The 12,010-nt window shown below is 45.6% G+C and carries 14 protein-coding genes; 3 read left to right on the top strand and 11 right to left on the bottom strand.

Annotated features, from left to right (window positions below; all coding sequences use genetic code 11):
- Window positions 1-162 precede the first annotated feature (162 nt).
- Window positions 163-1,635, top strand: coding sequence for a DUF4231 domain-containing protein (locus ACUVJL_RS21190; RefSeq protein ID WP_445247638.1), 1,473 nt, complete (start codon window positions 163-165; stop codon window positions 1,633-1,635).
- 247 nt (window positions 1,636-1,882) lie between these two features.
- Window positions 1,883-3,517 (top strand): DUF4231 domain-containing protein, encoded by a 1,635-nt coding sequence (locus tag ACUVJL_RS21185; RefSeq protein WP_445247637.1) that lies wholly within the window; start codon window positions 1,883-1,885, stop codon window positions 3,515-3,517.
- Between the two features lie 285 nt (window positions 3,518-3,802).
- Here ACUVJL_RS21185 and ACUVJL_RS21180 read toward each other — a convergent pair whose 3' ends face one another.
- The 3 genes from ACUVJL_RS21180 to ACUVJL_RS21170 all read right to left on the bottom strand — a co-directional run bounded on the left by ACUVJL_RS21180 (window position 3,803) and on the right by ACUVJL_RS21170 (window position 5,901).
- A complete protein-coding gene (locus ACUVJL_RS21180) occupies window positions 3,803-4,009 on the bottom strand; it encodes a DUF4926 domain-containing protein (protein WP_445247636.1) in 207 nt (68 codons plus the stop codon).
- A 261-nt stretch (window positions 4,010-4,270) separates the two neighbouring features.
- Window positions 4,271-5,734 carry an SAM-dependent methyltransferase gene (locus ACUVJL_RS21175; RefSeq protein WP_445247635.1) on the bottom strand — a complete coding sequence of 488 codons (1,464 nt, stop codon included), beginning with the start codon at window positions 5,732-5,734 and terminating at the stop codon, window positions 4,271-4,273.
- Window positions 5,731-5,901, bottom strand: coding sequence for a hypothetical protein (locus ACUVJL_RS21170; protein WP_445247634.1), 171 nt, complete (start codon window positions 5,899-5,901; stop codon window positions 5,731-5,733). Before ACUVJL_RS21170 ends, ACUVJL_RS21175 begins: the two co-directional genes overlap by 4 nt.
- Before the next feature lie 55 nt (window positions 5,902-5,956).
- Here ACUVJL_RS21170 and ACUVJL_RS21165 point away from each other — a divergent pair, with 55 nt between their 5' ends.
- Window positions 5,957-6,148 carry an HNH endonuclease gene (locus ACUVJL_RS21165; protein ID WP_445247633.1) on the top strand — a complete coding sequence of 64 codons (192 nt, stop codon included), beginning with the start codon at window positions 5,957-5,959 and terminating at the stop codon, window positions 6,146-6,148.
- Between the two features lie 102 nt (window positions 6,149-6,250).
- Here the strand turns inward: ACUVJL_RS21165 and ACUVJL_RS21160 are convergent, their stop codons facing one another.
- The 8 genes from ACUVJL_RS21160 to ndhC all read right to left on the bottom strand — a co-directional run bounded on the left by ACUVJL_RS21160 (window position 6,251) and on the right by ndhC (window position 11,504).
- Window positions 6,251-6,619, bottom strand: a complete 369-nt coding sequence (locus ACUVJL_RS21160) for a hypothetical protein (protein WP_445247632.1) — start codon at window positions 6,617-6,619, stop codon at window positions 6,251-6,253.
- 48 nt (window positions 6,620-6,667) lie between these two features.
- Window positions 6,668-8,626 carry a pentapeptide repeat-containing protein gene (locus tag ACUVJL_RS21155; RefSeq protein ID WP_445247631.1) on the bottom strand — a complete coding sequence of 653 codons (1,959 nt, stop codon included), beginning with the start codon at window positions 8,624-8,626 and terminating at the stop codon, window positions 6,668-6,670.
- Window positions 8,627-8,751: 125 nt separating this feature from the next.
- Window positions 8,752-8,970, bottom strand: coding sequence for a type II toxin-antitoxin system HicB family antitoxin (locus tag ACUVJL_RS21150; RefSeq protein ID WP_445247630.1), 219 nt, complete (start codon window positions 8,968-8,970; stop codon window positions 8,752-8,754).
- A 212-nt stretch (window positions 8,971-9,182) separates the two neighbouring features.
- The gene (locus ACUVJL_RS21145; protein ID WP_445247629.1) at window positions 9,183-9,431 is read right to left on the bottom strand and encodes a DUF4926 domain-containing protein; all 249 of its coding nucleotides are present in this window, start codon (window positions 9,429-9,431) and stop codon (window positions 9,183-9,185) included.
- 18 nt (window positions 9,432-9,449) lie between these two features.
- On the bottom strand, window positions 9,450-9,782 hold the full coding sequence (locus tag ACUVJL_RS21140) for a DUF6883 domain-containing protein (RefSeq protein WP_333084557.1): 333 nt from the start codon (window positions 9,780-9,782) through the stop codon (window positions 9,450-9,452).
- Between the two features lie 147 nt (window positions 9,783-9,929).
- Window positions 9,930-10,433 (bottom strand): NAD(P)H-quinone oxidoreductase subunit J, encoded by a 504-nt coding sequence (locus ACUVJL_RS21135; protein ID WP_445247628.1) that lies wholly within the window; start codon window positions 10,431-10,433, stop codon window positions 9,930-9,932.
- On the bottom strand, window positions 10,426-11,151 hold the full coding sequence (ndhK, locus tag ACUVJL_RS21130; RefSeq protein WP_445247627.1) for a photosynthetic/respiratory NAD(P)H-quinone oxidoreductase subunit K: 726 nt from the start codon (window positions 11,149-11,151) through the stop codon (window positions 10,426-10,428). Before ndhK ends, ACUVJL_RS21135 begins: the two co-directional genes overlap by 8 nt.
- The gene (gene ndhC / locus ACUVJL_RS21125) at window positions 11,142-11,504 is read right to left on the bottom strand and encodes a photosynthetic/respiratory NAD(P)H-quinone oxidoreductase subunit C (protein ID WP_006635500.1); all 363 of its coding nucleotides are present in this window, start codon (window positions 11,502-11,504) and stop codon (window positions 11,142-11,144) included. Before ndhC ends, ndhK begins: the two co-directional genes overlap by 10 nt.
- Between the last annotated feature and the right edge of the window lie 506 nt (window positions 11,505-12,010).

Genomic DNA, 12,010 nt, shown 5'->3' with positions numbered 1-12,010 from the left:
CGATAAATTCGGTTTAGCAATTTCAAGGAAAGTGGATTGATATCTCGAAGTAAAAACATATAAAACCTCTTTGAACACAACTTAATATTTTTATTATATCATATTAGTTGTTTGTGTAATTAATTTTGTTTGACTACTTAGTGCATCCAAATAGAAGTCCACATGGCGAAAAAGACCTCGTATTACGACTACCTGCGCCAAGAAATGACCGATATGGTCGAGCAACTCGAGCTAACCGATCTTTGCAAACAGTCGCTCAAAAGTCGCTGGCTCGATCAATTGGTTTGGGCGGATAAGAAAGCCGAACAATGCCGTCGCTGGCACTATCGCTTGCGCCTGACGACGATCGTCGGTGGTGTACTGTTGCCGGCCCTAGTTGCAATTAACTTTCAACTGGGCAATCCACAGGGCAAAAATCATGAATACTTTCGCATTTGGTTTTCTTACGTCCCCTTTGTCTTGAGCCAAATTATCGCAGTCAGTGCGGCAACGGAAGAATTTTTGCGCTTTGGCGATCGCTGGCGCGATTACCGACAACTAGCCGAAGAGCTCAAATCAGAAGGCTGGCAATACCTGCAATTGAGCGGCCCCTATCGCTACAAAACCCACGAAGAAGACGATAGTCTGCCTCCCCTGTCGCGCAGTGGGATTTCCGAAGTCAGCGTCGAAGACTCGAAAGCCCTCAAACCCCGGACCCACAACAACGAATCAACAACCCACCAAGATGTCTATACCCTGTTTGCAGGTCGGGTCGAAAGCTTGATTAAGAAAGACGTACAAAACTATATCACGGCGTTGCAGCAAAAACAGGCTAAGGAGCAAGAGCAAATCAAGCAAATCCTGAAAACCGTCGAGAAGGTTTCCACCGATAAAACCTTGTTTGCAAAGCCCACTCCTGGGCCTCAACAGCCGCCTTACGGGGCTGCCAACCCGCCTCACAATGGCTTTGGAGCAATGGGAATCCCAGCGCAACCTGCGGCGTTCAACGCTCCAGGGCAAACCTCGATCGCACCACTCCCCCCTCAGAATACCCCGATGCCGCAAACCGCGTTCGCCCAACCTGCCGCGGTTTTTGCACCCCCACCCGCACCGAGTGCCCCAATGCCTCAGCCGACTGTTGCCCAGCCGGATGCCGGGTTTGCGCCTCCATCGGCACCGACGCAAAGGGCTTTTGCCCAGCCGGATGTCGCGTTTGCAGCAGCCCCCTCTGCCAGCCCTCCGGCGCAGCAAACCGCGATCGCCGACCTGAATGCTCGCATCCTCGCCTCCACCCTCAAACTGCAGGGAATGTCTACGGCCGACGGCCCTGATGGCGACAACAACGCCTGCGCCTGGATCCTCAACAAAGTCATGCAGGATGCAGGCCTCAGCCCACTTGGGGAGAATCCCAATTACGTTACCGCAGTCCTGGACGCGCTCAAACAAGGGCGAGGACAACTGGTGTCGAGAGCATCGGCGAAAGCGGGCGATTTGGTGGTTGCCGATGGAGAAGCACACATTGGGATTGGACTGACCGATGGTTGCAGTCGAGTCCTCTCCAACTCATCCTCTAAAGCTTGCTTTGTGTGGGACAGCGATACGGATTTTGACGGCTACTACGGTGGACAGAGTACCATTTACCGCCTGAAAACTTAAAAGTTGAAAGTTGAAACTAGGGGCGCACGACCGTGCGCCCCTAGGTTGAGAGTTAATCATGCTGACTCGATTGAGTATCCGAAATCCGGAACTGAATGCCTCCTCTCAAAATTAAGCTCTTGACAGTCCGTCTCTAGCTATTATTTTCTGAGGAGCCTGTCGATCGACCTAAAAGATGGGTCCCATATGCGGATTTGACCTAACCTCAGATGTACCCCAGCCCTCTACCCTCTAACAGGACATCCCGATGGCTAAGAAAAAGACCTACGAACAATACCTGCGCGAAGAGTTGGGAAGCTTAGTCGAACAGTTGAAACTCCCCAACCTCTACAAACAGTCGCTCAAACAGCGCTGGATCGATCAGGTAGTGTGGGCGGATAAAAAAGCGGATCAGTGCCGCCGGATGCACTACCGATTGCGTCTGACGACGATTATTAGCGGGGTGCTGCTGCCTGCTCTGGTGGGACTTAATATGCCACTGCCTAACGAGAATAAAGGCTTTCCCCATTGGTTTCGTTACGTCCCCTTTTTCTTAAGTCAGGTGATTGCCGTCACTGCGGCGCTAGATGAGTTTCATCGCTATGGCGATCGCTGGCGAGATTATCGCAAAATGGCAGAAGACCTCAAGGCTGAAGGCTGGCAGTACGTGCAATTGAGTGGTCCCTACGACAACCTGGGCGACCATATCGACGGCTATGCAAACTTTGCCAGCCGGGTCGAAAGTATCATCAAGAACGACGTACAAAACTACATCGCGACGTTGCAGCCGCAAGCCAAAGAAAACGAGCAAATCAAGCAAATTATTAAGACAGCCGACACTGTCGCCACCGATAAAACCCTGTTCGATCGACCCGAACCCGTCGGGCCCCCCCAACAGCAACAGCAACAGCTTTGGGGGACTCCGGCCCCCGCCTTTCCTGCAGCAGGGGCTGCGGGCATTCTGCAAGTTCGCCAGAATACCGAATTCAAGCTCAGTCCCAGTCCCCAACATTCATCATTGTCCGATAACTATAAGATTTGGGTCGGTGGCGGCAACAGCTTTGGCTTGATGTCCTATGCTCAAGCTGACAACAATCACCTGCAAGTGGCGATCGATCGCGGACTCGGCCCTGAAAACCGCAACGTCTGGTTTGTCAGCGCACCCGATGTCGCGATCGTCGGCAATATCGGGTCTAGTGCCGCCAATCTCATGGCGACCCCTGCTGCGCCAGCACCGATGATGGCAGCAATGGCCCGGACCCCAAGTCCGATGATGAGCGCTCCTCCCCCCGCGCCCACTGCTCCCTTGGCTCCCCCTGCCCCGGCGGCAAGCAACGGCGCAATTCAACTCCCCGTTCCCTTTTTCTCCCAACGAGACAATATGGAGCAAGCCGAGGGAACTTGCAATACCTCCAGTTGTGCGATGGTGGCTAAGTTCCTGGGTGCAAACATTTCCGGGGATGACGACTATTTCCAGTACGTAATTAAGTATGGCGATACCACCGACCATAGCGCCCAAACTCAGGCGCTGGCAGAACTGAGAATTCAATCGACCTGGAATACTAATCTCGATTTTGACGATCTGGATAAATCGCTAGCCAGTAGACTGCCTGCTGTCATTAGTATTTTGCATCACGGGCCGCCGTCGGCGCCTTCAGGCGGGCATATGATTGTGGCGATCGGTCGCAACGCAGACGGCGATTACATTATCAACGATCTGTTCGGCAACTTGTTGGACGGCTACGTTTCTAAAAATGGCGACGGATTGACCTATTCTCGCCAGGAATTGAGCCGTCGCTGGACGGCAGATGGTCCGAAAACCGGCTGGGGACGGCTGTTTTACGGCAATAACCCACCGGGTACATCCGCCCAAAACGCACCCGCTCAAACTGCACCTGCTTAAACGGAAACAGAGGTTGAAAAAATTATTGTCGGTGAAAGAGCGATCGAAATAGATGAAGCCAGAAAAATAGCCGATTTCTTCCTGGTTGATATTAGTTTTTTTCTCTAACTCCAATTTGTCAGAAAGTCCGCAAGTAGTTGTGCCGCTTATGCTGTAACCATTTCGGGTTTTAAGCTGTTCTGTATTTAAATTGTATGTCAAAAAAAATTAAAGTCTTGTGGGGTGTCCCGCCCGCCCTGAATATACAATTTAAATGCGCGACAGCTTATATCGGGTGATGCTGGATCAAAGTATAACACCATGATTTGCTCTATTCTGCAACCCGACAGATTCATAAGTGCGTCCGTTGCGATCGCTAAATTCAACCTCAAACCCTGCGCCATCAGCCAACAGTTCCACCACTGTCCCAACTTGTCCGCGCCACAGATTGTATTCAGGAAGGTCAACGGTCAATGCAATGACATCTAGTAATTTAATTGTATTCTTTGCCACTCTTATTACCTCCAGGCACTACAGAGGATAGCAGCTTGTTAATCAGCGCTATCATAGGGCTTACGCCAGTCTCTAATCTGTAGGGTGCGGATCTGTGAGATTTTCAATGGAACTTGCAGATTGTAGATGGCGACGCACCTTACCCTATTAGAAACCCAATCAGGAATTTGGAAGGATATCACGATTTTTTAGGTATTCTCTCAAAAATAGCAGCCTAAAATATCCCAGAAAAAGTCAATATTTAGCTGTATCCATCTGCGTTTATCTGCGTGCATCTGCGGTTAAATATTCCAAATCTGCCAGCAGTGACAGATTCAGACAATTTAAGACACTGGATTTGATCGGACGCTTTTCATCCCAAAATACCATCGACGAATAAAAGTTAATTGCTGCCGATGAATTCAAAAGCTCAAAAATTTTACGTGCAACTCCTTCGTTTTCAAAGCTGAGAAAATAAACAGTATCATCAAAAATCACAGGTTTATTAGCGATTTCACTTATCAATCTGAAATCCAATTTTTTATAAAGTCCGCAAATTGCAATCTTCCAAAATTTGAAGCTATAATCGCCAACCCCAAAAATAGAAAAGCGAGGATTGTGCTGATAAATTTTGCTTTTGCGATTGTCTAGATATTGTCCGCACTCCTCCAGATAGCGCCAGGTTTTAGGAGCGATATCTCTGATAGGTTCGGTTGACTCGCCAATAAATTTTTGAGTTACTAAAATGTAGCGGTTTGTGGCATTAATGCGATTTTGAGCGACATCCGATCCTTTAAGTAGCGGAAATAAACAAGTTTCCTCAAGATCGACAGCTTCCCCAAATCCATTGATAAACAAATTATCAATTTTCCGAAATTCCATCACATTCGAGCAGTCATGTTTGACGCCCGATCGCCATTTTGCCCCTGAATTCACCGCATATAAATTACCCAATTTACTAAAAGCATCTATATCCTTAACCAGGACCTTGTTGTAATATCCTATTCGGTGACAGTCAGAACTTTCTAAACTGCTAAATACATCGCAGAAGTAGTTTTGTGAACTTAAGTCAAACTTGCAGAATAACAGACAGGCATCAACATTTGCATCAAAATACTTTTTAGCATCTATTTTGTAAGTTGCACAGCTAGCAAGATTAAGTTTTTTTGAATGAATGTAACTCAATAACTTTCGGGCAACGGAAGTTTTGCAAAGCATCGCCAGAGTGGCGTCACGATTTTGCAACCATTGTATCGCATGGATCAGCATCCATTCTGAGATATCGAAGTTACTTTTACCTGTTAGTGCATCTAAGCCAGTGTGCTTTTGAAAATTACTTTTTTTCGGCAAGTTTTCACTGCCAATAGTTCCTTGTTGTGAGTTTGTTACCCAAGGAAAGTTGCCAAGTACGAGCACCCTATGATTAAATTGGTTGATTAATGATGTCCAGTCAAACTCAAAAAAATCTCCGTGCTTAACCTCACATCTTTCATCCTGTAACAATTCATGCTTAGCTCTTAATTCTCTTAAATAACTTTGATTGATTTCAACCCCGATAATCTTGCTGGCGGATGGAAAGGAATTTGCAGCAGCTTTAATGAAATTACCTATCCCGCAAGTTGGCTCAATGATGACTTTGGGGTTAACATCAAGTTCTATCAATTTCCGACACACCATCTCGGCTAATTCCAGCGGTGTCTGAAAATCCCCGTATTCTAGTTTTGTTTTGCGATCGTTGGAACTCATCGGTTAGACTTATAAACTGCGATCACACCTTCCTCTTGTCCGGCACGCTCAATGACTCTTCCATACTGAAGTCGCCATTGCAACGCATTAGAAATGGTCAAAAACCCTTGCAATGGTGGGTTTTTCAGTATTTCATCGGCAATGTTAGCTGCCTCAATTTCGTCCACAGGTAGATTTTTGTCAAACATGAAAGCAAGCCAATCATCTACAAGGATAATTAGAATGGCTATTTCCGAACAAGTCAAAGCCATAATTCGCGCACGAGATCAAAACCGATGCGGTTATTGCCGCAGTCTACAAATGTATGTCCTGGGAATATTGGAAATCGATCGTATTATTCCCAAAGCAGTTGGTGGCACTGACGATGAAGAAAATCTTTGGCTGGCCTGCAGTCTGTGCAATAATTACAATTGAAGGAAGTCAGCGGCGGCAGATCCCCTCGAACAAAGTCACTAGGATTTCCCCGTCCGCTGCACCGATTTGTTATGCTCCGCTTGCTAGTGAACTTTTATGAACTTATGGCAGTGAAATTCCTGTTGCTGAATGGATAGCCAGCTTGACCACACTTTTAACCACATCACTTACGGTTGCATCTGCCAACGATTGACCCCACTTTCGTAATTTCTTTTCCAGCGCTAGATTTTCCTTTGCTTGAGTAGCAATGGTTTCAGCTACTTTTACCTCGGCATCCTGAGTTGTTACACCTCTTTTTTGTAACTGCTCGATTAAGTCCTGGATTTGAACTGCTGCTTGAGTTAAGTCCTGACTCATATCAATCTTCATAGAGTTACCTCCAATTGTGATAAAGTCCCCTTGTACAAAATATTTGGTATTGACTTGACCAAACTCGTTGTACTCTCCCGTGTTAATTATGCGATCGCCCATATTCACTCCAAATGGATTAGGATGTTGTTGAGTTAAAAGTTAAAAAGTCTATGAATTGTCATCAGTGTTGATGGAATCACCCTGAATAAAGCTGTGAGCAGTCACACTCTCAAACACATTATAACTATCCACCTGTATTCTGCCCTTACCTACACGCTCCTTGATTTCTTCAAGAGTCAATATGAGCGTCGGGACAAATTCCTGCAATGACTGATTCCCATCACCTTGAAACTCAGAAACCTGTTGGGTTGCTTGTGCGGATTGTTTAAGTTTTTGGTAAAACCTATTCCTAATAGTATGTTTGTTAGTGCCTTGCGAGACTCGAATCTTAACTAAGGCATTGTTGCCTATCACCTCAAAGCCTTGAAACGTATAGTCTATGCTTGTGTCCTCTGCCAATTCTTGAAAGGCAGCAGTCAGAGCTTGTCGGCTACCGCTGCCTCGGACAAGTAACTGAATCGTTTCACTATCTTTGCTGAAAAGTGTCTCAAATTCTCCAGGAGCAAAGTCACCATCAGCTTTATCAGGAAGTCGCTCTATCTCAAATTTTTTAAGATAATTGACTTGATACTTCAGATATATGAACTCACAAATTACATCGTTCAAATTCGTTCTCTCATCGATAAACCATGACTGTATACAAGCTCCTGTCAAAGTAGCCCCTGCCAAATTTGCACCATCCAAACTTGCCTTGTTCAACTTTGAATATGTCAGGTTTGCATATCCAAGATCGGCTTCGCTTAAGTTAGCGCCAATAAAGCTAGCTTCCTGCAGGTTTGCTCCTCTTAAATTTATACCCTTAAGGTTTAGTCCATCGAAATCACTTCCGTTTTGCAGTTGTTTTCGTACAAGTAAGTAACGCATAAATGGATAATTCAAATAATTATCTTTATCTATATTAACACAGTCTAAATATTGAGAATAATGCCAACAAACCTTGTTAAGCTTTGCTTCTTTAAAGCTTGTTCCTTTGAGATTTGCTGAAGAGAAGTTAACACCTGTTAGATCTGCCTTGTTGAAGCTAGTGCCACGAATAGACACGAACTTTATGTATAATCTCCACATCCAGTCAAAATTTAACCATTCAAAACGCTGATCCTTGCAGATTGCCAATCGAGAAAACCAACATCCAAGATAAGAGCCAATTACTGCTCCAAATATTCCTGAAACTACTACACCGTTGGTATTAGTACCAAGTCCTTGAATATAATTTGCCAAAAATGTATTTTTCAAGGATGCTTCAAATTCCTTGAATGGAAGTATTTGTGGTGCTAAAAGTGGAGATAAAGCAGCTATAGCGATGATTAATAAACTACTAAAATTAGCTTCAGAATCACTCCTTCTTACTAATGCCAGTGCCAATAAAACGAAAATTAACCCAACACCAAATCTTACATGGTAAATAATCCATTCAGTTCTAAACACATTGTTGATGAATATGCGGATAATTGCCATCAAAAAAACTGACAAGCAAAAAACAATAAATGAATTTAGGAAAGAAGGCTTATTACCAGGCAGCGAAGATTTTTTAGGAGAAGCAATGAAGAGGTAGAAAAAAAAGGTGCTAGCAATAGATGCTGTAAATCCCGATACTACCAAAGCTACAAGAGTGAGAAACTTGATAAGAAACTTCTGTGTTATTTCTGCATTTGCTTTAGTGAAGTTTGCATTATAGAGCGTAGAACCAGAGAAATCTGCTCCTTGAATCTGAGATTCGCTGAAATCGACACCTTGTCTGACCTCGGCATCAGTTGAGGCGTTAGTAAAGTTAGCTCCGCGAAGGTTAGCTCCACAAAATTTTGCGCCTGCGAGCTTTGCGTGAGAAAAATTTGCGCCTGCGAGCTTTGCGTGAGAAAAATTTGCCCTGTGAAGTGTTAAATCAGATAAATCTGTACCCTGTAGATTTGCAAAACTAAAGTCTGCTTCTACTAGATCTAGGTCATTCTCAATCTTAAAGTTGTGATTCCTTAAATCCTTACCAGGAAATTTCCGAGGGGTCTTTGTCATAGTGTATAAGTGGCTTATTCTATATAACATCGAGACTGCTTATATACAGAATTACACTTAGAACTTATATGATCCGGATGAAAATAAAAAAAATAAAATAATTTTATAAAAGGAATAAAAAATCATTAGGCCACTTGAAGCGTCCTGGGTTCCGGGATAGACTCCCCTTCTGCTTCCCACGCCTCCAAGTACATTTCAATCACTTCTTCGCCATTCCCAATTGCTTCCGATCGAGTTCTTCCGTGAGTGCACGGCATTACAACTCGATCGGCAAACTCTGGGATTGTGACCAAGAAAAGCCCATCTTCATCAGACCACTGAACGAGCGTACTGTATCGATTCATGAATCCTTGTCCTCCTTTCTTAGCTCTTCAAGTTCAGTAAGTAATTGGTGCATTTGAATTTGGCAAGGCGAAGCATTCCGGTAAACAATTTATTAGTATCAGCACAGATTTACCGCCGGAATGCTTCGTCCCTACGAATATATTTGCAAAACACAGATGCACCTGCATTATAAATTTCCATTTTTTATAAAGCCTGCAAGTTCTTCTCCTACTTATACTGCAACCATTTCGGGTTTGCGATCGCGTGATGCTGGCTCAAAGTACAACACCATTATTTGCTCTGGATAAAGCCCGACAGATTCATAAGTGCGTCCGTTGCGATCGCTAAATTCCACCTCAAACGCTGCACCATCAGCCAACAGTTCAACCACAGTCCCTACTTGTCCGCGCCACAGATTGTATTCAGGAATGTCAACGGTTAAGGCAACGACATCTAGTAATTTAATTGTATTCTTTGTCACTCTTATTACCTCCAGACATTACAGAGGATAGCAGGTTGTTAATCTCGGAATCTCGGAATCATGCTCAATAACCCAGCCACTCCGAAGGGTTGCACTTCTATTTTGCCATTCAATCGTGAAATCTAGGGTGTAGCGTTGCCCGAACCCATCCCGCCTACCTAACTGAGCTTCGTGAGTTTGAATGACTTCCAGCAAAATTTGGCGCAATTCCTCAGCATTGTCAGGTGTCATCCCCAGTATTGATGAAAAAAGTCGCGCTTTGTGTTTGCCATCGTCGTGTTCTGGATTGAGGCAGTAGTCACGAAGTTTACGAATATCAACAACTGCATTCTTTGCATTTGGAATGAGCATAGAAAAGCTGAAAAGTTGTCGTAGCCAGTGTGCGTGTATCTCTGGTTAAAAAATCCTAAGTAGCTAAAAAATAGAGGGCGAGTTTCAGATAAAACTCAACTGCAAAAGTCAAATTTTATGTTCTAAACCCGCCCTCGCAAAACTCACTTAATAAGCGTCTTGCAGTTCGTAGAAATCAGGGGAAATGTAATCTTTCCGCAGCGGCCAGCCTACCCAATCTTCGTTCATCAAAATCCGTTTCAGATTCGGATGTCCTTCGTAGACTATGCCGTACATATCGTAGGATTCCCGCTCTTGAAAGTCGGCTGCTTTCCAAATCCAGTAGACTGATGGCACTCTGGGATCTTCGCGGGGAATGAATACTTTGACGCGGACTTCTTCAGGCTTGGAAGCATTATCTGTCAGTTTAGCCAAGTGGTAAACGCTGACTAAATCTTCTCCTGGCCCTTGGTCGTAGGCGCACTGGCACTGCATATAATTAAACCCGTAGGCATACAGCGCTGTTGACATCGGAATTAAGAATTCTCGATCGACCTTTAATATCTCCACGCCCAAATTATCAGCCGCTAAAGCTTCATGTTCAAAGCCATTTTGAGTCAACCACTGGGAAACCTTCCCGGCTTCAACAATTGAGGTTTCTGTCTCAGCCACGGTTTACCTCCTGTTTTTGTCCTGCAAGCAGGGCCGGCGGTACTGGCATTCCCATTGCTTCTGTCAATTCCTTCGGCGGTGCGATCCGGCTGGGAACTGACAAGTATTTGCCGTCCAAAATGTCGTCTACTACTTTCATTTTGTGGGGTCTGGTGTAGTAGCGGTGGGTTGGCAGCAAATTGGCCCGTTCTTGCATGGAATCGTTGGCGATTTTTTTCCGCAGTTTGATAATTGCGTCAATAATCGCTTCTGGGCGGGGGGGACAGCCGGGGATGTACACGTCTACGGGAATCAGTTTGTCAACGCCTCTGACTGCTGTGGGGGAGTCCATGCTGAACATTCCGCCGGTGATGGTGCAAGCGCCCATCGCGATGACGTATTTGGGTTCCGGCATTTGTTCGTACAGCCGCACTAAGATGGGGGCGTACTTCATGGTAATTGTGCCGGCGGTGATGATCAAGTCGGCTTGCCGGGGGCTCGATCGCGGTACTAGACCGAATCTATCGAAGTCAAAGCGCGATCCGATCAAAGCTGCAAATTCGATGAAGCAGCAGGCTGTGCCGAAAAGTAGCGGCCACAGGCTGGAAAGTCTCGCCCAATTGTAGAGGTCATCCACTGTTGTCAGGATGACGTTCTCTGAGAGTTGGGATGTGACTTCCGGGCGATCAACTGGGTTGACAAGTTGGGCTTTTTGTGATTTGTCAGAACTTAAGACCATTCCAAGGCTCCTTTGCGCCATGCATAGACAAGAGCAATAACGAGGATCGTGATAAAAAACAAGGCTTCGATAAAAGCCAACAGTCCTAGCTGGTTGAAAGCAACCGCCCAAGGATAGAGGAAGACGGTCTCTACGTCGAAGATGACGAAGACCAGGGCGAACATATAATATCGGATGTTGAACTGAATCCAGGCTCCGCCGATCGGCTCGACGCCGGATTCGTAGGTAGTGCGTCGGTCGTAGGGACGACTTTTCGGGCGCAGTACCTTAGACGCCGTGAGGGCGAGGATAGGGACTAGGCTGGAAATTAACAGGAAGCCTAAGAAATACTCGTAGCCGCTGAGTGCAAACACGGTGAATAAATACTGCCTCGGTGAAAGGGTTCTGTAACTCGATCTTTACATTATATAGATTTTGTGTAGCTGAAATTACGAGTTCGTTGAGATTAATCGTCCATCTTCTGCAATAATTTTTAATGTATATTCTAATATTGTAACTGCCTGTGGAAGACGGGCGGCTGCCTGTGGACGCTAAGTAAGACCATCATCGACTTAAGTGTCGAACACCCTTGTGGTGTCCCTAACGTGGCATCGGCGGTTGAGACGGGAAACCTCGAAGACGAATAAGACCGTCCTAATGTCAGTAACCCCGGTCTCAAGACACGGGGCTTGCAAGAGAAATCTGGCAAGCCGTACTGACCAGACTAAGGCTTAATTGCCTACGTTTTGAGAGTCACGACACCCTGTGGATGCGTAGCTAGTCCCCTGCTCTGTCCGGAGCAATTAAACAGTTCTAAGGTCACGCTCAACAGTGTTGCAGGTCTAACAAGCTCTCGAAACATTGTCGAAGTACAGACGAC

The organism is Microcoleus sp. OTE_8_concoct_300 (assembly GCF_031383065.1).
Classification (GTDB): Bacteria; Cyanobacteriota; Cyanobacteriia; order Cyanobacteriales; family Microcoleaceae; genus Microcoleus.
The sequence above is the reverse complement of the archived record's forward strand: the minus strand, read 5'-3'. Positions and strand labels throughout refer to the sequence as shown.